The following is a 25,208-nucleotide window of genomic DNA, read 5'->3' as shown; positions in this document are numbered from 1 at the left end:
CCACACCGCACGGGCTCGCACCCGTGCACGTCACGCCCACCGTCCCCCGGCGGATATTGTCCGCCGGGGTTTCACGCGGGCGCGTGGCTTTCCAGTGTGCGGCGGGGCGAAGCCAGACCACGGCCAGTGCCACCCGCAGCCACCCTGCCGGTCCTGCATGCACGCCACCTTGTGGTGCTGTGCAGGGCCTTCCACCACACATGTGTCGCCACGCCGGCATGAGGCACACTCACGCCTCTAAGCTGCCGTGCGGCGTTTTTCTTTTCTCCCTCTCCTGGGGCGCGTAACCCCAACAGAAGAAAGGCATGGACGTTTCCGTGATTCTGCTGCTGACCACCTCCGACACCGATCTGCTCTCGGCGAAAGCCGCCAACGAGCACTTCGGCGCCCACTACCGCTACGCCAACCCCAACGGCATGAGCATGGAGGCGCTGGCCCAGCACGTCGACGAGGCCGACATCGTCGTCGTCCGCCTCCTCGGCGGCCGCCGCGCCTGGGAGGAGGGTGTGGATGCCCTCGTCGCAGGATCCACCCCGGTGGTGTTCGTCTCCGGCGAGTTGGCCGTGGATGCGGAGTTGACGGAACTGTCGACGCCGACGGCCGGCACCGTCACCGAAACCCACACCTACCTCGCCGAGGGTGGGGCGAAGAACCTGGGGGAGATGTACAAGTTCCTCTCCGACACCGTGCTGCTCACCGGGCATGGTTTCGCCCCGCCGGAGCGCATGCCGTTCTGGGGACACCTCGACCGCAGCGACCGGGCACGCACCCTGCCTGAGGGCGCCCCGAGCGTGGCGATCATGTACTACCGCGCCCAGCACCTGGCGGGCAACGTCGGCTACATTCACGCCCTCGCCGACGCCCTGGAGGAGCGCGGCGTGCGCGCCGTGCCGATGTTCGCCGCCAGCCTGCGGCAGGCCCCGGAGGCCCTGCTGGAGGAACTGTCCGGCATGGATGTGGCGATCACGACGGTGCTTGCGGCCGGCGGCACGAAGCCCGCCACCGCACAAGCGGGTGGCGACGACGAAGCCTGGGATGTGGCAGCACTGGCCGCCCTCGACATTCCCATCATCCAGGGCCTGGCGCTGACCAGCTCCCGGGCGGACTGGGAGGCCAACGACGACGGGCTCACCCCGCTCGACGTCGCCACCCAGGTGGCGGTGCCCGAATTCGACGGCCGCATCATCACCGTGCCCTTCTCTTTCAAGGAATACGACGCCGACGGGCTGTTTTCCTACGTGCCGGACGAGGAGCGCTGCGCCCGGCTGGCCGGCATCGCCGCCCGCCACGCCCGCCTGCGGCACCTTTCCAACAGCGACAAGAAGATCGCGGTCATGCTGTCCGCCTACCCCACCAAGCACGCCCGCATCGGCAACGCCGTCGGCCTCGACACGCCGCTGTCGACGCTGCGGGTGCTGCACGCCCTCCACGAGGCCGGCTACGACCTGGGCGATGTAGACCAGATCCCCGGCTACGCCGACTTCGACGGGGATGCGTTCATGCACGCCATCATCGACGCCGGCGGCCACGACCCCGAGTGGCTCACCGAGGAGGTGCTGGCCAACAATCCGCTCAAGGTGTCCCGCGAGGACTACCTCGCCTACTTCGCCACCCTCCCGGAGGCGATGCAGGACGAGATGCAGGAGCACTGGGGGGCCGCGCCCGGCACCCACTACGTCAACCCGACGACCGGCGAGATCTACGTCGCCGGCCTGCGTTTCGGCAACGTGGTGGTCATGGTGCAGCCGCCGCGCGGCTTCGGCGATAACCCGGTCGGCATCTACCACGACCCGGACCTGCCGGCGAACCACCACTACCTGGGCACCTACTTCTGGCTGCGGGAGAAGTTCGGTGCGGACGCGATCGTGCACATGGGCAAGCACGGCAACATGGAGTGGCTGCCCGGCAAGACGGTCGGCATGTCGGCCGAGTGCTACACCGACCAGGCGATCGCGGACATGCCGTTGATCTACCCCTTCCTCGTCAACGACCCCGGCGAGGGCACCCAGGCGAAGCGGCGCGCCCACGCCACCCTCATCGACCACATGATTCCGCCGATGGCGCGCGCCGAAACCTACGGCGATATCACCCGCCTGGAGCAGCTGCTCGACGAGCACCAGAACATTTCCGCCATGGACCCGGCGAAGCTGCCGGCGATCCGCCAGGAAATCTGGACGCTGCTCACCGCGGCGAAGATGGACCAGGATTTGGGCTGGGAGTCCCGCCCCGACGAGGACGTCTTCGACGACATGCTCATGCACATCGACGGCTGGCTGTGCGAAATCAAAGACGTCGCCATCCGCGGCGGCCTGCACATCCTCGGCCAGCCCGTCGAGGGGGAGATGCGCATCGACCTCGTACTGGCGATGCTGCGGGCCCGCCAGCTGTGGGGCGGGGAGCGCGCCACCGCCGGCCTCCGGGAGGCCCTGGGGCTGAGCGAAGCTGGCGACGCATCCCGCGCGGAGGTCGACGCCGCCGAGGAGTCCGCCCGCGGCCTGCTGGAGGCCCTCGACGCCGCCAGCTGGGATGAGGCAGCCATCCCCGGCATCGTCGACGCCGCCCTCGCCGCAGGCTCCCTGCCCGCCGGCGCCGACCGCACGCTCGTGGAGAACATCCTCGTCTTCGCCGCCGCGGAAATCATCCCCCGCCTGGCCGGCACCGGCCGCGAAATCGCGCAGGTGCTCGCCGCCCTCGACGGCCGCTTCATTGAGGCGGGCCCCTCCGGGTCCCCGATGCGCGGCCTCATCAACGTCCTGCCGACGGGCCGAAACTTCTACTCCGTGGACCCGAAATCCCTGCCCAGCCGCCTGGCATGGGAGACCGGCCAGCTGCTCGCCGACTCCCTCATCGAGCGCTACCAGGCCGACCACGACGGCGAGTTCCCCCGCAGCGTCGGCATCTCCGTGTGGGGTACGTCCGCGATGCGCACCTCCGGCGACGACATCGCCGAAGTCTTCGCCCTGCTGGGTGTGCGCCCCGAATGGGATGGGGCCTCCCGCCGCGTCACCGACCTGTCCGTCATCCCCTTGGCTGAACTCGGCCGCCCCCGCATCGACACCACGGTGCGTATCTCCGGGTTCTTCCGCGATGCTTTCCCCCACGTGCTCGCACTCATCGACGACGCGGTGCAGCTCGTCGCCCAGCTGGACGAGCCGGTGGAGCAGAACTACGTGCGCGCCCACGCGCTCGCCGACGGCACCGTCGACGCCCACACCCCGCGCATTTTCGGCTCGAAGCCGGGCACCTACGGTGCCGGCCTCCTCGAGCTCATCGAGTCCGGCAACTGGCGTGACGACGCCGACCTGGCTGAGGTGTACACCACCTGGGGCGGCTACTCCTACGGGCGCGGCATCAACGGCGAACGCGCCGAAGAGCAGATGCGCACCGCCTACCGCCGCATCGTCGTCGCCGCGAAGAACGTCGACTCCCAGGAGCACGACATCGCCGACTCGGATGACTACTTCCAGTACCACGGCGGCATGGTCGCCACCGTCCGCGCCCTGTCCGGCAAGGACCCGGAAGCCTACATTGGTGACAGCACCCGCCAGGAGACGGTGAAGACCCGCACCCTGCACGAGGAGTCCCGCCGCGTGTTCCGCGCCCGCGTCGTCAACCCCCGCTGGCTGGAGGCGATGCGCAACCACGGCTACAAGGGCGCCTTCGAAATGTCGGCGACCGTGGACTACCTCTTCGGCTACGACGCCACCACCGGGCTCATGGACGACTGGATGTACGAGAAGCTCACCGAGACCTATGTGGCGGATCCCGTCAACCGGGAGTTTTTCACCCAGTCCAACCCGTGGGCGTTGAAGGACATCTCCGAGCGTCTCCTCGAGGCCGCGGAACGCGGCCTGTGGGAGGAGCCCAGCCAGGAATCCCTCGACCTGCTGCGCGCCACCTTCCTGGAGGCCGAAGGCACCCTCGAGGACCGCTAAACACCCCCGCCCCGCGCGCGCCGGCACCGCCGGTGGGTGCGTGGCAGGACCGGGGAATGCCTGCGGGTCCGATACAGTGGCACACGTGCCTTTGACATTCGCAATCCCGTACATCCTCGGCGAAGGCCTCGCCTTCTACGCCGTGTCCCGCTGGATTGGCACCGGCTGGGCGCTTGTCGCGCTCGCCGGTTTCTTCTTCGGCGGCCTGCTGCTCGCCGCCTACGAGATGCGCCACATCGCGGAACTGTCCGCCCGGGGCCGCCGCTCGCCCGGCCAGGCTGCCGGCGAACTCGGCCTCATTGCGGCCGGCGCGATGGGTGTCGCCATCCCCGGCTTCATCACCACCATCTGTGGCCTCCTGCTCATCATCTCGCCGACGCGCGTGATGGTGCGCAAAGTGCTGGCCCGCAGTATCAGCGCCCGCCTGTCGGCCTTCGGCGACGCCATGTACGCCCAGGCCGCCCAGTACGGCATGGGGGAGCGCCGCAGCAGCTACGGTTCCTTCGTCATCGACGCCGAGGAACCCACCTCCACGGCCCACGGGCCGGCAAGCAGCACGCAGTCCGCGCCCTCGGAAGAGGACATCAGCCGCTGGTCGGATTCGCTCGACCCGGAGGACTTCCGGGACCCGCCGGCAGCGAGATAGCCTCCTCGCACACCACCTGCACCCCGCATCCGCACCCCGCGCCACCGCGTGCGCCCCGGTGCCGGGCGCGGGGTGTCGCCACGACCACCCCCGCAACCCACGGGGCGCACCCCCGTGTGTTCTTCTGTGAGGCCCGATGACCCCGATGACGTTGTTGCCCCCACCCGCCGCGCACCCGCACGCCGCCCACGACCGCCCGCGGCCGGGCCGCGCCCGCTGGGCGGGCCTGGGGGTGCTGGCTGTCCGCATGCTGCTTGCCGCGGTCGGCGGCGTGGGCGTGTATCTCTCCTTCGCCCCGCACGGCCTGTGGCCGCTCGGGATCGTGGGCATGGCGGTGTTCCTCGCTGCCGCGGCCCCCTGGGGTGGCCGGCCTCTCAGCGCGGGTGGGGGCCTGGTGGTCGGCCTGGCGCACGGGTTGGCCCTGTACCTGTTGTTGCTGCCGTGGGTGGGGGAATTCGTCGGCGCCATGCCCTATGTGGCGCTCGCCGTCACGGAGGCGCTCTATTCGGCAGGCTTAGGCGTGCTGCTCGCGCGGGTGCTGCGGCTGCGGTGGGGTCTGCTCATGGCGCCTGTGGTGACGGTGGCAGTCGAGTGGCTGCGCGCCAGCTGGCCATTCGGCGGGTTCGGCTGGGGACGCATCAGCTGGGGCCAAGCAGACGGCCCACTCGTGTGGGCGGCGCGGGTGGCGGGCCCCACCATGATCACCGTCCTCGTCGTCGCGCTCGCAGCCCTCGTCGTCCTGGGTGTCCAGGCGCTGGCCGACTGGCGTCGCGGTGCGAGGACCGCCCCGACCCCACTCCGGCGGGCCCGCCGGGTCACTGCGGGCGTGCTCGTGGGGGCAACGGCGCTCGTGCTGGGGGTGGCGCACCTGCCGACGCCGGCACCTGTCGGCGACGTGCGGGTAGCCGCGGTGCAGGGCAACGTGCCGCGCATGGGCCTGGACTTCAACGCCCAGCGCCGCGCAGTGCTCCGCAACCACGTCGACGCCACCGACAGCATCAGCACGCCCGTCGATTTCGCGGTGTGGCCAGAAAACGCCTCGGACGTCAATCCTTTCCGTGATGCCCAGGCCGGCGCCTGGGTGGCGGGTGCTGCGCGCGAGCTGCAGGCCCCGATCCTCGTCGGCACCGTCACCGCGGACGCGGTGGGGGATCGCAACACCATGGTTGTCTTCGACGCCGACGGCCGGGCGGGGGACTACCACTACAAGAAGTACCTGCAGCCTTTCGGCGAATACATGCCCCTGCGGGACTTCTTCCGCACGATCAGCCCCCTGGTGGATCAGGCGGGCAACTTCCAACCGGGCACGGGCGATGGCACGGTGCGGCTCACCGGGGCGCTCATCGGCCGGGAGATCACCGTCGGGGTGAGCACCTGCTACGAGGTCGCCTTCGACGGCTCGGCCGCAAGCGCTGTCGCCCACGGCGCGGAAATCCTCACCACCCCGACGAACAACGCCACCTTCGGCTTCACCGACATGACCTACCAGCAGTTGGCGATGAGCCGGGTGCGGGCGGTGGAGTACGACCGCGCCGTCATCGTCGCCGCCACCTCCGGGGTCAGTGCGCTCATCGACCCCTCAGGCACGGTGCTGGACCACAGTGAGATCTTCACCCAGGATGTTCTCACCGATACGCTGCCGCTCAAGCAGGGGCGCACCCTGGCTGCCCGCGCGGGTTCACCAATCGCCACCAGCTTGGATATCATTGGACTCTTGTGTGCACTGGGCGCGTGGGTTGCCACCCGCCGGCGCGGGCATCACGCCCGGCCCACACCTTCCGACTCACCTGACACCACCGACTGAAGAAACAAAGGCACGCTGTGACGCTGGAGAAAACGCTGGTCATCATTCCGACCTACAACGAGCTGGATAACCTGCCGCTGATCGTGGATCGGATTCGCAGCGCCAACCCCGAGGTCGACGTCCTCATCGTCGACGACAACAGCCCCGACGGCACCGGCGACCGGGCCGATGCGATGGCCGCTGACGATGAGCACCTCTTCGTCCTCCACCGCGAGGGCAAGGGCGGGCTGTGCGGCGCGTACGTCGCTGGCTTCCGCTGGGGCCTGGAGCGCGACTACGGCGTCCTGTGCGAAATGGACGCCGACGGCTCCCACGCCCCGGAGCAGCTCCACACCCTCCTGGAGGCCATCGCCGACGGCGCGGACGTCGTCATCGGTTCCCGCTACATCCCGGGCGGCAAGGTGGTGAACTGGCCGGCGAAGCGCTACGTGCTCTCCCGCGGCGGCAACCTCTACATCAGCCTGGCCCTTGGCGCCGGCCTGTCGGACATGACCGCCGGCTACCGCGCCTACCGCCGCGAGGTCATCGAGGCGATGGACCTCGACGAGCTGTCGAACGCCGGCTACATCTTCCAGGTCGACCTGGCGTGGCGCGCCATCCGCGACGGTTTTGACGTGCGCGAAGTCCCCATCACCTTCACCGAGCGTGAGATCGGCGAATCCAAGCTCGACGGCAGCTTCGTCGGCTCCTCCCTCGCGGAAGTCACCCGCTGGGGTGTCGCCCACCGTGGCGAGCAGCTCAAGGAGATCGCCAAGGAAACCACGAAGCTCGCGAAGTACCAGTGGAAGAAGTTCCGTAACCGCTAAGCCACGCGGCCGCACACCTCGACCCCGCGCCGATCTTCCTGCCATTGCAGCAGGAATCGGGCGGGGTCTTCCCATGGGACCATCCTGCCCGCCGCACCCACGGTCCGTAGCGGGAGTAAAAAAGGGGAGCCCCACGTGCCGCCGACGAGGGCGGGCGTGGGGCCCCGATAAAGAAAAAGGCTCAGTGCCTGACCTGTGAAGGTCAGCGCAGTTACTCCTGGGCGGCTGCGGCTGCGGCCGCTGCTTCCTCCTCCTGCTGCTTGAGCAGGCGGGCGGCGTTGCGGCGACGCTTCCGCAGGATTTCAATCCGCTCCTCCAGGAGGACGTCGAGCTCCTCCATGGTGCGACGCTCGCAGAGCATGTCCCAGTGGGTGCGCGGCGGCTTCGCCGGCTTCGCCTCCAGGCCCTCGCCCTCCATGAGGGTGCCCATCTGGCCGTTCTTGCACTGCCAGGTGCCAGGAACCTCAGCGTCATCGGCGAACGGAACCTCGAACACTTCGCCCGCTTCCGTCTTATACTTCACCATCTGGCGGGGAGCCAGGTCGTGATCACGATCCGTCTCGTAGCTCACCGCACCCATGCGGCTGCCGCGAAGAACACGATCTGCCATTTGCGCATCAATCCTTACAACTGTGAAAAGTGACGGCACCACCGCGCCAGCCCACACCGTGTTGCCTCTGCGGTGGGGGAGAGCGGCGCGCCGCATCGGAAGTGTCCAGTATAGCGAGTCACGCTGCAGGGGAACGAGTCCACGCCCCAGCAACGTCCACGCCACGCCCGCCGGTGGGGATGTGCCGGCCCCGGCAACGAGTTATCCACAGGTGCGAACCCGTGGGGTCGCGCGGTGACTTGCCGCAGGGCTACAGTGTGCCAGTGTGAAAGCACATGGACACCGGAAACCGCCGACCTGCCAGTGGTGCGGCCGCGAAATTGAGTTCGCCGGCCGGGGCCGCCCGAAGCAATACTGCGGGCAGTCCTGCCGCCAGCGGGCGTACGAACAGCGCAACAACGTCAAGGGCACGCCTATTCCGCAGAACGCGGTGATCCTCACCCCGGAGCGCGCGGAGCAGCTCACCGACCGGCTCTTCGAGCTGCGCTGCGCGGCCGAGGATATCGCCACGGCCGTGTCCGAGGGGGAGGACCGCGAGGACATCTCGCTGCTGTGCGGGGAGCTGGTGGAGCTCGCCAAGCAGATTGAGCAGCTGCGGGTGCGGGACTAGCGCGCCTGCGCCACCGGCGCCGGCCCTGCCCTGGGGAGGCCTCCGGGGTGCCTCGCGGGAGCGATCCCGGGATACCCCCGGGGGATTGGGGGTGGCGGCGCGGGGTGACGGTGGAGGGACTAGAATGACCAATCATGAGAAAGCCTGTTGTGGCCCTGCTGGTCGTCGCGATTATCGTGCTCGCGCTCGCGAGCGTTGGCCCCGTCGCCTATAAGGCGCTGACAAGCACAGGCATTAAAACTGAAGGCCTGTCCGCCGACGGGGCACTGCCCGCATCGACGCCGCTGGAGGGGGAGTGGTCCGTGGTGAAAGGTTCAGGCAGGAACACCACCGCCGTGGGCTACACCTTCCACGAGCTGCTGCCCGGCCAGGAAAAAGACACCTCCGGCACCACCCACGCGGTCACCGGCGCGGTGACGATCGCTGACGGCGTGGTCACTGCTGGTGAGGTGACCGTGGATCTCACGCAGATTCGCACCGATGTAGAAAAGCGCGACATCAACGTGCGCCGCAACATCCTCCATACGGACGATTACCCGACTGCCTCCTTCACACTGACCGAACCGGTCGATGTGGCAAGCGTCCCCGAGGACGGTCGGGTGGGCACAGCCACGCTCACCGGCATGCTCACCCTCCACGGCACTGCCCGTGAGGTCACCGGCACCTTCGATGTGCTGCGCACGGGCGCTCGTCTCGTGGTCGCCGGCGACCTGCCCTTCGACCGGACGGAGTTTGGCGTGGATTCGCCGGAGTTCGTGGCGGCGAAGATTGACGAGCAGGGTGTGCTCAACATCCGGCTCGCCCTGGAGAAGAAGTAGGCGTCCAGCGCTACGAGGCGCACGCCACGACGACAACAGTTCTAAGGAAAGTGGAGGACACGCCATGTCGCAGAGTGCACAGTTGGGCCTGTTGGGGTTGAGGATCCTCGCCATCGCCGTCTTCATGTACCTGGTGCGTGAGCAGCTGCTGTTCGTCGGCATCGGCATCGTGTTGTTGCTGCTCACCGGCTACCAGATGGTGCGGGTGCTACGCCTCGGCGGGCAGCCCGCGCAGGAGTCCCCGCGCGGCCGACCCTAGAGCGTGCCCCTGGCCGTACTAACGACGAAACAACCGCCCGCTGCGACACCACGATCATGGTGCTGCGGCGGGCGGAGCGCACGTCAGGAGGTTTTTCGCCGCTCACGCGCGCGGCACAGGGGAGAGGTGACTTTTTAGGGGAGAACCTCGGCCGTGGCCTGCACGCCGTCGGAGAAGTCCACCGTGACGCAGGGAAGGTCGTCCTGGAGGGCGTAGTGGGCGATGACCTGGGCGACGAGTGCGCGGCTCGTCGGTGTGGCCGCGGCGGCGGTATCACCTTCGGCGATGACGGCGATGCCGGTGGCCGGTTCGTCGCTGAGAGCCGTCGGGCCAAGAATGACATAACGAAGGCCTTCGTGGTATCCCAGGTCCCGGATGCCGGCATCGGCGGCGCGCTTGGCCACCGAATAGGTCCGGAGAGGATGCTCCGCAGGCACCGCCATCCGCACGAAGCTGACCATGATGAGCCGGGTTCCGGTGCGGGCGGCCGCCTCCGCGACCCGGAGCGCAAGGTCCCGGTCCACAGCCATCGTCATCTCCGCGCCACCACGGCCGGCCGCACCAGCCGACCAGACGACGACGTCGGCGGGCTCCATGAGAGCGGCAAGCTCATCGACATTCATGCTGAGCGCATCCACGAGCATCGGCTCGGCGCCATCGGCACGTACGTCCTCAGCATGGGCGGGCTGGCGAATCACGCCAAGGACTTTGCAGCCACGCTCCGCGAGCAACGGCGTGGCCAGGCGGGCGACGCGTCCATGCGCGCCAAAAATCAGGACAGTCTGAGTCATAGCCGCCCAGCGTACACCCATGAGGAAAACTCGCCCCGGAGGCCGCCTACACGATGAGAACTATCGGCGTCCTAGCTGCGGCAACACACCCACATTTCGTCATACGTGACAAAAAGGAGCCTCCGGCAGCATATGGCAATCCGTCACGATCAGGACCCCTCGGGCGATACGGAGGGGCGGACGCACAGGGCCCAGGGGTGCGGGCGACTCATGCAGAGATCGAAGAACCCCGGATCGCGCGGAACCTGCGGATGCTCAGACCGCACATGCCGACACGCGCCACGGCGGAGCACCCACAGCCCGCCGGAAGGCTCGGGCGCCACAGCAACGCGAGCGATACGCGGATCGCCACACCACGCACGACCCCTTGGCACGCCATGGCGGCTGCGGCACACGCCGAGCCGTGCCGACGACGCGCCCACACAAGACAGCCCGCAGATGCGGGCGTCAGGCCATGCACACAGCAACAGATCCATACCGTGACGGGGTGAAGAGCTGGGCACTGTGACCACACGGCCACCATCAGGACATTCGTTAAAAGTCCGATAATGTACATTATGTCATTCTGGATGCAGTGTTGTGCCAGCCCCTGACAGTGACGTCCCCACCACACCCATCCCCTTCGTCTGTGTGGATGGCCGCATCCTCACTCTCACCTCGGCGATGCGTTCCTGCGCTCCGCGCTCAGGGCACTCGACTCGGATCAGGTTCACGCCGCGCCGCACGGTCGCAACCACCGGGCGTGGGCTACGACCGTGCTCAGCGCACCACGCTGCAGGCACGCCCGTGAACGCGGCGGCCGTGCGACGACGAGCGTGCCTCTGTTGAGGATCGCGAGCATCGTCTCGCATCCGCCACCCACGCCGAGCCGACACGAGTTGTCTCCTCGATTGCCTCCACTGTGATGCGCCAACGGCGCGCATGTCCCAAGCGCCCGGGTTGTCCCCGTGGTCACCCCAACGACTGAACGCCTGCGCCGTGACCATGTGCTGTGCCACCACACGCGCACGTCGGGGGTAATCGCAGCCATGATTTCTGCTGGTCACAGGCGTTAGTGTCGCAGAGTGTTCTTCCGTTGGGTCGCCGGCTGAAAGACCTGCGCGACATGTCGGCCGTCAGCCGCGCGACACCCGCGATTCCCCATGCTTCCGTGAAAGGTCGGCCGTCTCCATGAACGCTCCCACCACCCCGGGCCCCGTGATTGGGGTCCGCTCCCTATCCCCTGGTACTGCGCACACCACGCGCCGCCGCCTGGTGCGAGCGGTCGTTGCTCTCGGCACGAGTATGGCGTGCATGGTGGGCACCGTGCAGACACCCGCTGCGGAAGCGCAATCCTCGCTGCCTGGCACGGCGGATCACCGACCCGCAGCTGCGCCGCCACCTTGGAGTACCATCCCCCAGGGGTTCCTTGACCCCAACAACCCGCTCCCACTCCTCATCGGCGTGCTCCTTTTCGGCACACTGTTCGCTGGCCCTGCCGTGGGAAGTTCCCAGACCCCAGCGCGGTCGGCAGGACAGCAGCCTGGACAGGGCACTCGTCCCGGTGCTCACACCGATTCCCCTGGCGGGGGCTTTGGAAACCCCGGGGGCGGCGGGAACACCAGCACCACCGGTGGTGGCGGTAGCGCAGGCAGCAACAGCCCGAACGCCACTGATCAGCGTGGCACCGTCCACCTTCCCGGCACCTCGACGACGATCCCTGCTGCACCTGGTGATCGCATCCCCCTGGCCGTGCGCACTCAGATGCTCAGCATGCAGCTGCCGGCGATCTGTGAGCAGAACCCCGGTCGGATGATCCGCGGACGCCTAGAGACCTCTGCGCTCAAGGATCCGGGTGGTGCAGTCACCATCCTCACCAGCGATCCGCGCGCCGTCTACCGGAAGGACGATGCCAGTGCGTCGACGGCGCAGCTCGCCGAGCAGATTCGCGGCTACGTGATCGATGTCGATCGCGATGGAACCTTCGAGTACGTGGTGGCGATGCAGTGTTGGCGCGGTGGGGTCGATTGGCCCGAACAACTCTTCCTCGTCGACCAGGATCTGCACCTTGTGACCAATCCTGGGAGCCGCACGTCAGGATGGCGGCCGGCGGCGCTGCGGCGCGCCCCATTCAAGGAATTGAGCGTCACCCCGGCAGGCACAGTGCGACTGGGCTTTGCCTCCCACGCTCCGCAGGACCCCGATTGCTGCCCCAGTCGCTATACCCGAGGCGAGTACCGCTTCCGGGGCGCCGACCTCGTTCCTGTCGGCACCGAGTCGACGACCCCACGCTAAAGGTTCCCCACACACCACCCGCGGGACTTATCACGGACGCCACTGCCCCACCACGCAGCGATGGCCGCAGCGGATCCCTGACACGCGTGTGCATGCGCGGATCTGCTGCGGCCGTCTGTGCCTCTATGGAGGGCTTGCTAGTCGGTGATGGGCCGGCGGCGCACGATGGCGGCGTAGACCGCGCCGGAGACGTTGGCATACACCGTGGCGACCGCGCCCGGGATCGCCGCCTCCGGGGTGAAGAACTGGGTGGCCATTGCGGAGGCGAGCGCAGAGTTTTGGGTGGCGACCTCAATGGCGGTGGTGCGGCACGCTGCCTCCCTCTGACGGATGAGCTTCGGGCTGAAGTAGCCGAAGATGAAGCCCACAAGGTTCTGGATCGCCACCCCGAGGACCACGATGAGGCCGACGGTGGCCAGGCGCTCCGAGTTCACCGCCACCACCGTCATGAGCACGATACCGATGACGAGGATGGACAGCCACGGCAGCACCGGCAACAGGGCGGTGACCAGGCGGTTGGCCACCAGGCGCAGCACGAGGCCGCCGATCACGGGCACGAGGACCGTCTTGACGAGGCTCAGCATCATGCCGGAGGCATCCACCTGGGTTTCGGCGTCCGCCAGCCACAGCATGATCACCGGCGTGAGCAGCGGCGACAGCAGGGTGGACACGCTGGTCATCGCCACAGACAGGGCGACATCGCCCTTCGCCAGGTAGGCAATGACGTTGGAGGCCGTACCACCCGGCACGCTGCCCAGGAGCAGCAGACCGATGGTGAGCTCCGTCGACAGGCCCAGCATCTTCGACACCAGGATCGCGGAGGCGGGCATGACGATGTACTGGCAGGCCACGCCGAGGAAGATGGGCCACGGCCGGCGCACGACGGTGCCGATGTCCGGCAGGGTGAGCGTCAGGCCCATGCAAAACATGATGACCATGAGCAGGTTGGTCAGGTGGGGCTTGAACCCCAGCATCGGGGTCGGGTTGACGTAGGCGAACGCCGCGCCGAGGAGCACCACGAGGGGGAAAACGGCGACCGCCAGCTTGGCGGACATGTCTTCTTTGGTGGCGTCCTGGGCGTCGTGCACGCTGGGCGTATCAAGCAAACTCATGGCGTTGTTCGTCGCTTTCGCAAAAGATTTAAAGTCGTGTCGTGGAGTGTGTGGGGTGTATGGGGTGTGGTGCCGCACGCGTGATGCGCGTCGGCGCTGGGGGTGTGGCGCGGATGAGCGGCCGTAAAATCCCGGGGGTCTTCTCCCCTGCCGGCGCGGCAGCGCACCGGCGAAGAAGAGTCCTCCTGCCGGGCGCGTGGGGTTGCTGCGGCACTTCTGCGGGCCAGCCCAGGCGGCAGGCGGTGGCGTGGGGCTCCTGTGCACCTGCGCGCAGGAAGACTGGCAGCGCTGTGCGCTCGTACTGCCCCATCCGTGACAGCACGAGCGTCGGGCGTGTCGATGGCCGGTCCCTGGGCGAGCGTGTGGTGGGCTCGCGGGCACGCCCGCAGTGACAAGGGGCGCGAGTGGCGGCGCCGGGTGTGGCGCGGGCGCATCGTGGTTCGTGGCGAGGGGTGGCTCGCCTCTGTGGCAAATAACACTATCGCACTATGCAGTAGGCAACATATTTTTCAGGGTGCCCTACCCCCGACGCGGGGTGTGTGGGGGCGGTAAGCTACCAACCATGACTCAGCTGTTCAGCCCAAACCCGCAGCTCATCGGCCAGCCCGCCGGAAGTGAGCCGCAGCCGGACGCGGTGCCTGCCTCCCGCTGGGCAGGCACCCCCGAACCCTTGCGGAGGGAGCTCGCCGCCATCGTCGGCGACGACAATGTGCTCACCCGCATCAGCGATCTCATCCGCTACGCCTCGGACGCCTCCCCCTACCGGCAGGTGCCGCAGGTCGTGGTGCGGCCCCGCAACGCCACGGACCTGTCGGCGTTGATGCGCTACGCCCGCACCTCCGGCCACCACCTGGTGTTCCGCTCCGGGGGCACGTCGCTCAACGGGCAGGCGATGACCGACGACATTCTCGTGGACCTCAAGACCCACTTCCGGGGCATGGAGGTTCGCGACGGCGGCCGGCGCCTGTGGTCGCGCCCCGGGGTGATCCTCGGCGACGCCCAGGCCGTCCTCGGCCGCGCAGGCTACATGATTGGCGCCGACCCGGGGTCGACCTCCGTGTGCACCATCGGCGGCATCCTCGCCTGCAACTCCGGCGGCATGCGCTGCTCTGTGGAGCGGGACAGCTACCACACCCTGGAGTCCGCCACGATCGTCCTGCCGAGTGGCACCATCGTCGACACCACCGACCCGGAGGCCAACGCCCGGCTGGCGGCCGCCGAACCGGAGCTCTACGCCGGCCTGGAAGCACTGCGCGAGGAGATCCGCGCCGATAAGGACCTCGTGGCGCTCCTGCAGCGGAAGTTCTCCATCCGCAACACCAACGGCCTGCGCCTCGACGCCTTCCTCGACGCCGACACCCCCGTCGACATCCTGCTCAAGCTCATGGTGTCCGCCGAGGGCACCCTGGGCGCGATCACGGAGGCCACGATTCGCACGGTCGCGCTGCCGCGGAAGAAGGCGGTGGCGTGGGTGATGCTGCCCGACCTTAAGCAGGCGGCCCGCTACGTGCACAGCATCATGCAGGCCGGCGCCCTGGCCTGCGAACTGCTCGTCGCCCCGGTACTCAAGCGCTCGGTGGGCAACTTCCCCCAGGCGCCCGCATCCTGGGCCACGATCGGCGACGACGAAGCCGCCCTCCTCGTGGAAGTCGGCGGCCGCGACGAGGACGAACTGGCCGCCCAGATTGCGGCCGTGGAGGACGTACTCGCCGACGCGCAGCTCACCGCCCCGCTCACCTTCGACTCCACCCCGGCCGGCATGAGTGGCGCGTGGCAGATCCGCAACGGACTCTTCGGTCTCATCGGCTCCGGCCGCCCCCAGGGCTCCGCGCTCATCACCGAGGACGTGTGCTTCCCGCCGAGCGACATCGGCGAGGCCTCCGCCGACCTGCTCGACCTGCTGGGCGAGTACGGCTACCCGCAGATGGTCATGGGCCACGCCGCCTTCGGCAACCTGCACTTCTTCCTCCTGCCCCGGCTCGCCAACCCGCAGGACCGCGCCGACTACGCCCGCTTCCTCGACGACCTCGCCGAGCTCGTCATCGGCAAGTACCAGGGCTCCCTCAAGGCGGAGCACGGCACCGGCATCAACATGGCCCCCTTCGTGGAGCGCGAATGGGGCAGCCGCGCCTTCGAGATGATGTGGCGCGTCAAGGATCTGCTCGACCCGCACGGCATCCTCGCCCCGGATGTGAAACTCACCCGGGACCAGCAGATCCACCTGCAGAACTTCAAGTCCTTCCCGAAGGTGGAGGACGAAATCAACGACTGCGTGGAGTGCGGCTTCTGCGAGCCGGTGTGCCCCTCCCGGCACGTCACCGTCACCCCCAGGCAGCGCATCGTGCTGCGCCGCGAGATGGCCCGCCAGCCGGAGGACTCCAAGCTGCTGGCCACCCTGCACGAGGAATACCAGTACGACGCCATCGACATGTGCGCCGCCGACGGCGTGTGCTCCGTGGCGTGCCCGGTGTCCATCGACACCGGCAAGGTGATGAAGGGGCTGCGCGCCCAACAGGTCCGCCCCGGGGCGGCGAAGGTGGCGCTGCAGCTGGCGAAGACCTGGGGGCAGGTCGCCGGTGGCGTGCGCCTCGGCGTCGGTGCCGCCGGCACCGTGCAGCGTGCCGTCGGCTACCGGGGGCTCGCCGCCGTGGCAGACACCCTGCGGAAGGTCATCAGCCCCGACCTGCTGCCCACCCTGCCGGGGGCGCTGCCGCAGGCGGCACCCGCGCACCTGCCGGAAACGTTCCGCGAGGGGGCGACGGCGGTGTACTTCCCCGCCTGCATCAACCGCATCTTCGGCGCCCCGCATGCCGCAGAAGCGCTGCCCCTGCCGGACGCGGTCGTCGAACTTGGCCGCCGCGCCGGGCGCCCCGTGTGGATTCCCGGCGGGGTGGGCGAGGACTGCTGCGGCACCCCGTGGTCGTCCAAGGGATACAAGGAAGGCTTCGCCTACCAGGCCCGCAAGATCGCGGCCGATCTGTGGGAGTGGTCCGAGCACGGCGCGCTTCCCATCATCGTCGACGCCGCCAGCTGCACCCACGGCCTGCTGGAACAAGTGCCTAGTGCCCTCGAGGAGCAGTGGCGGGAGCGCTTCGCACAGCTGCGTATCCTCGACATCGTCGAATGGCTGCGCGACGAGGTCGCCGAGGCACTGACCTTCACCACCCACTTCGACGCGGTCGCCGTGCACCCCACGTGTTCGACGACGCACATGGGCATCAACGATGCGCTCACCGACTTGGTGCGCCTGTGCACGACCGACGTCGTCGTCCCCGACGGCACGAGCTGCTGCGGTACCGCCGGCGACCGCGGGCTGCTCCACCCGGAGCTCGTCGAATCGGCCACCCGGGAAGAGCGCCGCACCCTCGACGCCCGCGACTTCGACGCCTTTGTCTCCGACAACCGCACCTGCGAAATGGGTCTGCAGATGGTGGCGGGCAAGCCCTATGAGAACATCGCCCTGTTCCTCGAGCGGGCTTCGCGCCCCGTCGTCACCCCCTAACAGGATCGCGGCCACCCGCGCGCCAACCAACCACATTCCAGACATCAGGCTTGACTGGAGTTGTGGGCGCGCCGGGTGGATCTCCTGACGGCAGGCGAGCCGGGTTCCTCCCGTCGTGGCCGCCGACCCGCGGGAGTGTCGCGTGTCGCAGTCGTGCTGCCCGGTCCTGCCCGTTTCACGGCGGGCGCGCAGGATGGCCACTACCCCCGTCATGGGGTAGTCTCAACAGCAGAGAACGGTCGCCGGCCCAGGCCGCGGCCGCACACGCCCCGCGTGGGCGCCTCTCGCCCACGCCTCCCCCGAAGTCCAGTCCAGAAAGTTGACGGCCCAAGCGTTGTTTGACGTCAATATGCTCTTGAGCACCTTCGGGCTCGTCGGCATCCTCCTCATCGTCTTCATGGAGACCGGCCTGCTCATTGGGTTCATCTTCCCCGGCGACACACTACTGTTCACCGCCGGCATGATGGCCCACGCGGAGCAGCCGTTTACTCCCCTATGGACGCTGATGTTGGGCATCCCGCTGGCGGCCATCCTGGGCGACCAACTGGGCTACGCCATCGGCCGCCGCGTCGGCCCGGCCATCCTGCACTCCCGGGCCATGCAGTGGATCGGCCCCGATGCGGTGGAGAAATCCCACCACTTCTTCGACCGCTTTGGCGCGGCGACCGTGTTCATCGCCCGCTTCATCGCGGTGGTGCGCACCGTCACCCCGGTGGTGGCGGGCCTGTCGCAGATGAACCACCGCAAGTTCACCTTCTACTCGGTGCTGGGGTCTTTCGCCTGGGGTGCGCTCATCCCGCTGGCGGGCTACCTCCTCGGGGAGATCCCGCTCGTGCAGCAGTACATGCACTGGTTCATCTGGGCGGGGTTGGCGACACTGCTCATCCCGTTCAGCTACCAGATCTACATGATCGTGAAGAAGTCCCGGCAGGACCGCACAGCCCTCGTGGCCGACACGGATGCCGACGCTAGTGCCGCGCACGCCTCGGATGCTGCGGCGTCGGACGTGAACACCTCGGCCTAAGCGCTTGTCCTTCACGTCGTCGACACTCCCCCGCCCGCACCGGCCCTGTTGCCGGTGCGGTTTTTTCATCGGGTGACGCGCGTAGCGGTTGGTGCGCGGCGGGGCTTGTGGGCGATGCCGAGCTGCACCACCTCCAGCGCCCCCTCGGCGAGCAGAGCTTCCTGGAAGGCCAGCCAATAGCGCCACAGCCTGCGTGTCACGGCATCGATGCCCGCGGCGGCCGCCTTGCGTTCCTGGGAGGCAAACAGCTGCCCCTGCAGCTGCACCGTCAGCTGCGCGTGGCTGCTGATGTACTTCTCCGTGTGCAGGCGCAGCCCCGTGCGCCCGTCGATGGCGGCCCGCAGCCCCTCCAGGGGCTGGGGTTCGTAGGCGGGCCACAGGTAGGTGCGGATGGGGGCCAGCGCCGCTTCGCGCACGCGCCCGAAACGCTCCGTCGCGATCGTCGTCTGCACGGCGGCCCGGCCACCGGGGCTGAGCAAACGATCCATGCCGTGGAGGAGCTCGGTCACCCCAGCAGACCCCAGCATCTCCAGGCGGCCTGCGGAAATCACTGCCTCGTAGCGGCCCCGCCACTGGCTGCGCGGCGGCACGACCTGCTCGCACACGTCGACGCTCGCAACGTCTCCGATCTGCACGGCCATCGCCTCAGCGACGTCATGATCCATGCACACCGCATCGACCACGGCGCCACGCTCCGCAGCGGCGAGCGCCACCAGCGCCGTCGTCGCCGGCATATCCAGCACATCCGTACCGCGGGTCACCCACGCCAAGTCCAGCAGGGAATCCACCGCCCGCAGCTGGGCGGCCGCCAGATCGGCGCGTTCCACGGCGACCGGGGCCTGCACCGTCGTCACCTCCACGGGGATGGTCGGCGGGGCACCGCGGCGCCCGATGTGATTGGGCCGCTCCACGCGGGCGGTGGTCGCCACCCCGCTGGCGTACAGGCCCGCCACATCCACCGGAATCGGCGTCGGCGAATACAGGGACACCACCTCCCAGGGCAGGTCCCCGCCCGGGTGGCGCGGTGCGGCAGGCACCTGGGTGTGGCCGCGACGCACCCGCGACTCCCCGGGCTGAAAACCCGCCGCCAGCAGCAGGCGTAGCACTTCGGCAAGCTGCGCGGAATCCCACTCGCCGGCGAAAAAGCCCTCGGCGAAACCCAACCAGCCGCGGGTCGCCATGCGGGCGAACACAGCATCGTGGTGCACCACCAGGCTGGGCACGCCATCACCTGCGCGGGCGGGGTCGAGGTTGATGCCACCGGCGGCTGCTGCGCGGGCCAGCTCCGCCTCCGCGTGCGCCTGCGCCCGGAAGGTGCGGGTCACTGGCACCTGCACGAGCTCCGGCCAGAGCTGCGGGTCGAGGCCCGCCAGGTGGGCGAACTCGACGCTAGGCATGGCAGCCACCGGCACCAGTGACGGGGATGAACAGCACGAGGGGAACCTTCCACGAGGGTCACGACAACAGCAGACACAGTTGGGCGCGCACCTTCACTCACCGGCGCGGGCCGCACACGGCCTGCCCACGCGCGCGGCAGCGTGGTGCGGGCGTGTGTGGCCGGTGGCGGGTGGCGCGTACTGCAATGTCTCACACTTGACCTCCAGGTGTGGGGACCCATGCCGGGTTCCCAGCAAACTCACACACTGCCAGCGAGCTGCGGGTGCGGGGAGGCGTCACGCGAGGCCCCTGCGGGGTATTTCACCGCGGGCGCGCGGGTGCGCCCCAGTTCACATTCTGGGTACGTGTCACCAGTTCCCCTACCCCGCGTGCCGCGGCGGTGGGTGACGGGCGAAACCTGTCCGACAACGGGGCAAACAGGCCGCGGTGCGGCGGCCACACAGCGGCGCGGGGTACGACGGAGCACCCGGCGCGGCCCGGCCACTGTGGCCGAGGTGTCTGCCCACTGTGGCGCCCCAGGCACACACAGTGTGAGTTATCCGACACAAACCGCTACCATGGGACCCACCTCGACCGCCACCAACCCGACCCCGGCACGCCACGCTGCACGCCGGAAGCTCCGGGGTGTGGGTGGCGGCGCAACACCATCGTGCAAGGAGTACACACGCCACATGACTGACAAGCCGTTTCGACCTGAAGGCGGACGCCACCACGTGGTCATCATCGGTGCCGGTTTCGGCGGCCTGTTCGCGGCCAAGAAGCTCGCGAACGCCGACGTTGACGTCACCCTGATTGACCGCACCAACCACCACCTGTTCCAGCCGCTGCTGTACCAGGTGGCCACCGGCATCCTGTCGTCGGGCGAAATCGCCCCCTCGACCCGCCAGATCCTCAAAGATCAGGACAACGCGCACGTGGTCAAGGGCGAGGTCGTCGACATTGACGTCGACACCCAGATCGTCACCACCCGCCTCGGGGACTTCACCCGCACCTACGAGTACGACTCGCTGATCATCGCCGCCGGCGCCTCCCAGTCCTACTTCGGCAACGATCACTTCGCCGAGTTCGCGCCCGGTATGAAGAACATTGACGACGCCCTCGAGATCCGTGCCCGCATCATCGGCGCGTTCGAGCGCGCCGAGCTGTGCACCGACCCCGCTGAGCGGGAGCGCCTGCTCACCTTCGTCGTCGTCGGCGCCGGCCCGACCGGTGTGGAGCTGGCCGGCCAGCTCGCAGAGATGGCGCACCGCACCCTCAAGGGCGAGTACTCCAACTTCGACCCCTCCTCCGCGAAGATCATTCTCCTCGACGGCGCGCCGCAGGTGCTGCCGCCCTTCGGTAAGCGCCTGGGCCGCAACGCCCAGCGCCAGCTGGAGAAGCTGGGCGTGACGGTGAAGCTCAACAGCATCGTCACCAACGTCGACGCCACCTCGGTGACCTTCAAGTCCACCAAGGACGACTCGGTGGAGACCATCGAAAGCTTCTGCAAGATTTGGTCGGCCGGTGTGGCCGCCAGCCCGCTGGGCAAGCTCGTCGCCGAACAGCTCGGTGTCGAGGTCGACCGCGCCGGCCGCGTGCCGGTCGGCCCGGACCTGAGCGTCGGCGACAAGTCCAACGTGTTCATCATCGGCGACATGATGAGCTACCAGGGCCTGCCCGGTGTCGCCCAGGTCGCCATCCAGGCCGGCGAGTACGTTGCCGAGAACCTCGCCGCGGAGGCCGATGGTCGCCCCGCCGGCGGCCGCGGCGAGTTCGAGTACTTCGACAAGGGCTCCATGGCCACCGTGTCCCGCTTCTCCGCCGTGGTCAAGCTCGGCAAGGTCGAGGTCACCGGCTTCATCGGGTGGCTGCTGTGGCTGGCCGTGCACCTGATGTTCCTCGTCGGCTTCCGCAACCGTTTCGTCTCGGCGGTCGCCTGGGGCCTGAACTCCGTGTCCCGCAACCGCTGGCAGCTGACCACCACCCGCCAGCAGCTGCACGCCCGCAACGCCCTGGCGAAGCTGGCGCGCCTCGCCAAGGAGGCCGGCGACTCGAAGCAGGACGACACCCCCATCGAGATCCTCGACACCCAGCGCTTCACCGGCAAGTAAACCGCCCCGCGCACACTGCTCCTTCGTGAGCGCGCACCACACCCCCGTCTTTCATCCCCCTGCCCGGGCGGATGAGGCGGGGGTGTTGCGCGTGCGCTTGCTAGGGTGTGTCACGGTAATTTCTCACCGCGTGAGGTGCCCACCCCACGCCCCGACCACAACACAAAAGGCCCACCTGTGACGCCGACGACGCCCCCCTCCCCCGCCGCGCCGACCCCGCCGCCTGGCGCGACAGTGCCCGCACCCACCCGCCCCCGGATCGCGCCACCCCTGTCGGCCGCGCAGTGGCTGCTCGTCGCCTGCGGCATTGGCCTCGGCTTTACTGTGTGGGCGCTGGTGGTCAACTACCGGCTCGCCGCCCACGGGTTCCTCATGGACCTACAGGTCTTCCAGGATGCGGCCCGCGCATTCCGCACCGACGGCCCCCTGTTTGAGGGCTTCTATTCGCGCAGCGGCTTCGGGTTCATCTACCCGCCGTTCGCGGCACTCGTGATGTCCCCCCTGGCGTACGTGCCCCAAACCCCCCTGCGGCTCGCGTGGAACTTCGGCCAGGTCGTCTGCGTGTTCATCATTGTCAGTGCCGGGCTCGCGCTCGGCGGTTTCGGCCGCCGCACCGCCATGTTCCTCGGGCTGTGCCTGCTGGGCGTAGCCCTGTCGGCGGAGCCCATCGACAACGGGATGGGTTTCGGGCAGATCGACACCTACCTGGCGATGCTCGTCATCGCCGATGTGGCCGGCGTGCTGCCGCACCGGCTGCGCGGCCTGGGGGTGGGGCTCGCGGCCGGCATCAAGGTCACGCCCGCGGCCTTCGGCTTGGTGTTCCTCATCCGCCGCGACTGGGCGGCGGCCGCCCGCGCGGTCGCCATGGGGCTGGTCACCTTGATCGTGGGGTGGCTGGTGCGCGCCGAGGACTCGCTGCACTTCTGGACGGTGGAGATGTGGAACACCGACCGTGCCGGGCAAAAAGACTTCTTCCGCAACCAGGCCTTGAGTGGGCTCATCGCCCGGGAGATCGCCGACCCCAACTCCACCCTGTTCCTCGTGCTGTGGGGTGCGGGCGTGGTGTTGCTCGGGGGGCTGGGCCTGTGGGCGATGGTCACCTACTCCCGCAAAGGCCACCCGCTGCTCAGCCTCGCGATGTTCGTGTTCATGCTGTGCCTGCTGCAGCCCTACGCCGTCACCCACCACTGGGCGGTGCTCGTGCTGTGGGTGCCGGTCGTGGTCACCTTGTTCGCCGACAAGGCCCGGCTGCGGTGGTGGGCGTTGGCCTTCGGCCTGGTGCAGTGGTGGGGGCCGAACCACCTGCTCGACCCCGACAAGGGCTACGCCGCCTGGCAGCACGCCCTCGGGGAATCCCAGTCGGTGACCCTCATCATTGCCACCGTGGTGCTAGCGCTGGCGGCCCGTGGTGTGGCCGACCGGCACCCGGCCGACCGCCGCTACTAGCAGCGGCGCGCAGCGCACACCCCGCGCAGGACTGTCCTGCCCGGGGTGTTCGTCTATCCGGCCGGTACTCGTGTTAGGCCTGCGGGTTCTCCGCGTGCACGAGGACGGACACGAGGAACTGGGACTCCGGGGTGAAGGGCTGCAGATCCCAGGTGGAGTACGCCTGCTGCTCCACCAGGCCGGCGGCGGCCGCATCCGCGCGGAACTCGGCGAAGCTATAGCCGCGGCCCGCGCCAAAACCAATGACCATCCGCCCCTGGGGTGCCAGGACCTTCGCCAGGGCCTGCAGCGCCGGGCGGCGGCCCTCGACCTCAAGGAAGGCCACCACGTTGCCCGCGGAGACAATGAGGTCGTAGTCGCCGCCCGGCATCTCATCGTGCTCCAGGTCGCCGACGACGAACTGGGCGTCCGGGTACTTCGCCCGGGCAATCTCCACGAGGTAGGGGTCCAAGTCCACGCCCGTCACCTCGTGGCCGGCCTGCGCCAGGTAGCCGCCAATACGGCCCTGTCCGCAGCCGGCGTCCAGGATCTTGGCGTGCCGCTGCGCCATGGCGTCAATGAGGCGGGCTTCGCCGACGATGTCGTCGCCCTGGTGCTCAAAGCGTTCCCAGCGGGCGGCGTAGTTCTGCGAGTGGGCGGGATTATTCGCGATCAAGTCGTTCCACGTAGGCATGCGAACCAGGCTACCTGTCGAGGGGGCGGCCGGGGCGGTTTTTCACCCGCTGTGCACAACACAGTCCACCCCGCCCCGCAGCAGACGCAGTATGCTTACACCCCGTGACGCCGCACGACCCCCACCCCGCCCCGCCCCAGCCCGCCGCTCTTGACGCGTGGCCCACGGTGGAAGAACTTGCAGCACGCTGGACCGCCATTCGGGCCCGGGTGGATGCCGCGGCGATTGCTGCCGGGCGCGACCCGCAGCAGATCCGCCTGCTGCCCGTGTCGAAAACCTACCCGCTGGAGGTCATCGCCCGCGCCGCTGCCGCCGGCATGACCCAGTTTGGGGAGAACCGCCCCCAGGAACTCGCCCTCAAAGCCCAGGCCGCGGGCGAGATGCAGGTGGAATTCGTGCAGATCGGCCAACTGCAGTCCAACAAAGCAAAGCTCATTGCCGCGCACGCGGCCGAGTTTCAGGCGCTCGACAGCCTGTCGGTGGCCGCGGCACTCGAACGCCGGCTCGCCGCCGCCGAACGCGAACTGCCCGTCCTCGTGCAGGTCAATACCTCCGATGAGCCGCAAAAGGCGGGCCTGCGGCCCGCAGACGTCGAGGCGTTTGTCGACGCGCTCTCCGAGTTTCCGCACCTCCGCCCCCGCGGGCTGATGACCGTGGCACTGCACTCCCCCGACCGTGCTGCCGTGGCGGCCTGCTTCACCCGGCTCGCGGACGTCCGCGACGGCTTGCGGGGCCGGGTGCCCGAGGAGTGGCTGCAGGAGCTGTCCATGGGCATGTCGGGCGATTTCGAGCTCGCAATCGCCCACGGGTCGACCTGCGTGCGGGTCGGCCAGGCGATTTTCGGCCCCCGCGGATAGCGGCCGGCAGCCGACTGACGCAAGTCGCGCGCGGGCGACCACGGTGGCCGCGCGTGTTACGCCTGTGCCAGCGGTGGGATCACCATGGTGCGCAGGGTGGTGCGGGCGACGAGCCGATCCCGGTTTTTCATCTCGATCGCGAGCAGCTGGGTGCGGCGACCGCTGGTGATGACGGTGGCCTCAATGTCGATGACGCCGGACTTCACCGGGTGCAGGAAATCAGTGCTGTTGTTCACCCCGACGACCATGCCGTGGGCATCCTCATCCTCCCGGTCGCGCAGGGCCGCCATGCCGAGCACGCTGCCGCAGGATTCGGCGAGCGCACAGTAGATGCCCCCGTGCACGAGTCCCCCGGGCTGCAGGTGGTGTTCCCCGACGACGAGGCTGGCGACCACGCGGGTGGGGGTGACGGTGTGATAGCGCAGGCCGAGAGCCGCGTCGAGGCCGCGGGGGTGGGCGGTGATGTCGTGGATATCCATGCGGTCCACCATAGTGGGCGCAGGCACGCCCACGCGGGCACCACCGCACACCCACCGCCCCTGGGGCGGCTGAC

General features: G+C 68.7%; 19 protein-coding genes. 13 read left to right on the top strand and 6 right to left on the bottom strand.

What is annotated here, in order from left to right:
- Positions 1-317: 317 nt before the first annotated feature.
- The 4 genes from cobN (at position 318) to C1Y63_RS02950 (ending at position 7,191) form a co-directional block, all read left to right on the top strand.
- Positions 318-3,935: a cobaltochelatase subunit CobN gene (gene cobN / locus C1Y63_RS02965; protein WP_106015037.1), complete on the top strand. Its 3,618-nt coding sequence runs from the start codon at positions 318-320 to the stop codon at positions 3,933-3,935.
- An 85-nt stretch (positions 3,936-4,020) separates the two neighbouring features.
- The gene (locus tag C1Y63_RS02960; RefSeq protein WP_106015036.1) at positions 4,021-4,581 is read left to right on the top strand and encodes an FxsA family protein; all 561 of its coding nucleotides are present in this window, start codon (positions 4,021-4,023) and stop codon (positions 4,579-4,581) included.
- 136 nt (positions 4,582-4,717) lie between these two features.
- Positions 4,718-6,385, top strand: a complete 1,668-nt coding sequence (lnt, locus tag C1Y63_RS02955) for an apolipoprotein N-acyltransferase (protein WP_233195547.1) — start codon at positions 4,718-4,720, stop codon at positions 6,383-6,385.
- Between the two features lie 17 nt (positions 6,386-6,402).
- Positions 6,403-7,191: a polyprenol monophosphomannose synthase gene (locus C1Y63_RS02950; protein ID WP_106014977.1), complete on the top strand. Its 789-nt coding sequence runs from the start codon at positions 6,403-6,405 to the stop codon at positions 7,189-7,191.
- Positions 7,192-7,402: 211 nt separating this feature from the next.
- Here C1Y63_RS02950 and C1Y63_RS02945 read toward each other — a convergent pair whose 3' ends face one another.
- On the bottom strand, positions 7,403-7,801 hold the full coding sequence (locus tag C1Y63_RS02945; protein WP_106014976.1) for an RNA polymerase-binding protein RbpA: 399 nt from the start codon (positions 7,799-7,801) through the stop codon (positions 7,403-7,405).
- A 265-nt stretch (positions 7,802-8,066) separates the two neighbouring features.
- Here C1Y63_RS02945 and C1Y63_RS02940 point away from each other — a divergent pair, with 265 nt between their 5' ends.
- The 3 genes from C1Y63_RS02940 (at position 8,067) to C1Y63_RS02930 (ending at position 9,488) form a co-directional block, all read left to right on the top strand.
- The gene (locus tag C1Y63_RS02940) at positions 8,067-8,411 is read left to right on the top strand and encodes a hypothetical protein (protein ID WP_106014975.1); all 345 of its coding nucleotides are present in this window, start codon (positions 8,067-8,069) and stop codon (positions 8,409-8,411) included.
- 134 nt (positions 8,412-8,545) lie between these two features.
- Positions 8,546-9,229, top strand: coding sequence for a YceI family protein (locus C1Y63_RS02935; protein WP_106014974.1), 684 nt, complete (start codon positions 8,546-8,548; stop codon positions 9,227-9,229).
- 64 nt (positions 9,230-9,293) lie between these two features.
- On the top strand, positions 9,294-9,488 hold the full coding sequence (locus C1Y63_RS02930; RefSeq protein WP_106014973.1) for a hypothetical protein: 195 nt from the start codon (positions 9,294-9,296) through the stop codon (positions 9,486-9,488).
- 134 nt (positions 9,489-9,622) lie between these two features.
- Here C1Y63_RS02930 and C1Y63_RS02925 read toward each other — a convergent pair whose 3' ends face one another.
- Entirely contained in the window at positions 9,623-10,279 is a 657-nt protein-coding gene (locus C1Y63_RS02925; protein ID WP_158256067.1) for an NAD(P)H-binding protein, read from the bottom strand.
- A 1,731-nt stretch (positions 10,280-12,010) separates the two neighbouring features.
- Between C1Y63_RS02925 and C1Y63_RS02920 the strand changes: the two genes are divergently transcribed.
- Positions 12,011-12,553 (top strand): hypothetical protein, encoded by a 543-nt coding sequence (locus tag C1Y63_RS02920; RefSeq protein WP_146128844.1) that lies wholly within the window; start codon positions 12,011-12,013, stop codon positions 12,551-12,553.
- A 137-nt stretch (positions 12,554-12,690) separates the two neighbouring features.
- Here the strand turns inward: C1Y63_RS02920 and C1Y63_RS02915 are convergent, their stop codons facing one another.
- Positions 12,691-13,665 (bottom strand): bile acid:sodium symporter family protein, encoded by a 975-nt coding sequence (locus C1Y63_RS02915; protein ID WP_106014970.1) that lies wholly within the window; start codon positions 13,663-13,665, stop codon positions 12,691-12,693.
- A 562-nt stretch (positions 13,666-14,227) separates the two neighbouring features.
- Between C1Y63_RS02915 and C1Y63_RS02910 the strand changes: the two genes are divergently transcribed.
- The gene (locus C1Y63_RS02910) at positions 14,228-17,167 is read left to right on the top strand and encodes an FAD-binding and (Fe-S)-binding domain-containing protein (RefSeq protein ID WP_106014969.1); all 2,940 of its coding nucleotides are present in this window, start codon (positions 14,228-14,230) and stop codon (positions 17,165-17,167) included.
- Positions 17,168-17,501: 334 nt separating this feature from the next.
- Positions 17,502-18,191, top strand: a complete 690-nt coding sequence (locus C1Y63_RS02905) for a DedA family protein (RefSeq protein ID WP_106014968.1) — start codon at positions 17,502-17,504, stop codon at positions 18,189-18,191.
- Between the two features lie 65 nt (positions 18,192-18,256).
- On the opposite strand, the gene C1Y63_RS02900 is transcribed toward C1Y63_RS02905, so the two are convergent.
- Positions 18,257-19,588 (bottom strand): class I SAM-dependent methyltransferase, encoded by a 1,332-nt coding sequence (locus C1Y63_RS02900; RefSeq protein WP_146128843.1) that lies wholly within the window; start codon positions 19,586-19,588, stop codon positions 18,257-18,259.
- Between the two features lie 672 nt (positions 19,589-20,260).
- On the opposite strand from C1Y63_RS02900, the gene C1Y63_RS02895 reads away from it, so the two are divergent.
- Together C1Y63_RS02895 and C1Y63_RS02890 are read left to right on the top strand one after the other, a co-directional pair.
- Positions 20,261-21,679 carry an NAD(P)/FAD-dependent oxidoreductase gene (locus C1Y63_RS02895; RefSeq protein WP_106014966.1) on the top strand — a complete coding sequence of 473 codons (1,419 nt, stop codon included), beginning with the start codon at positions 20,261-20,263 and terminating at the stop codon, positions 21,677-21,679.
- 177 nt (positions 21,680-21,856) lie between these two features.
- Complete coding sequence (locus tag C1Y63_RS02890) at positions 21,857-23,125, top strand: glycosyltransferase 87 family protein (RefSeq protein WP_146128842.1); 1,269 nt, start codon at positions 21,857-21,859, stop codon at positions 23,123-23,125.
- A gap of 73 nt (positions 23,126-23,198) precedes the next feature.
- Here C1Y63_RS02890 and C1Y63_RS02885 read toward each other — a convergent pair whose 3' ends face one another.
- Positions 23,199-23,798 carry a bifunctional 2-polyprenyl-6-hydroxyphenol methylase/3-demethylubiquinol 3-O-methyltransferase UbiG gene (locus C1Y63_RS02885; RefSeq protein ID WP_106014964.1) on the bottom strand — a complete coding sequence of 200 codons (600 nt, stop codon included), beginning with the start codon at positions 23,796-23,798 and terminating at the stop codon, positions 23,199-23,201.
- Between the two features lie 104 nt (positions 23,799-23,902).
- Between C1Y63_RS02885 and C1Y63_RS02880 the strand changes: the two genes are divergently transcribed.
- Entirely contained in the window at positions 23,903-24,655 is a 753-nt protein-coding gene (locus C1Y63_RS02880) for a YggS family pyridoxal phosphate-dependent enzyme (protein WP_106014963.1), read from the top strand.
- A 56-nt stretch (positions 24,656-24,711) separates the two neighbouring features.
- On the opposite strand, the gene C1Y63_RS02875 is transcribed toward C1Y63_RS02880, so the two are convergent.
- Complete coding sequence (locus C1Y63_RS02875; protein WP_158256066.1) at positions 24,712-25,134, bottom strand: PaaI family thioesterase; 423 nt, start codon at positions 25,132-25,134, stop codon at positions 24,712-24,714.
- Positions 25,135-25,208 lie beyond the last annotated feature (74 nt).

The sequence above is a fragment of the Corynebacterium sp. 13CS0277 genome (genome assembly GCF_002994655.1).
Lineage (GTDB): Bacteria > Actinomycetota > Actinomycetes > Mycobacteriales > Mycobacteriaceae > Corynebacterium.
This window is presented reverse-complemented; position numbering and strand designations above follow the sequence as displayed.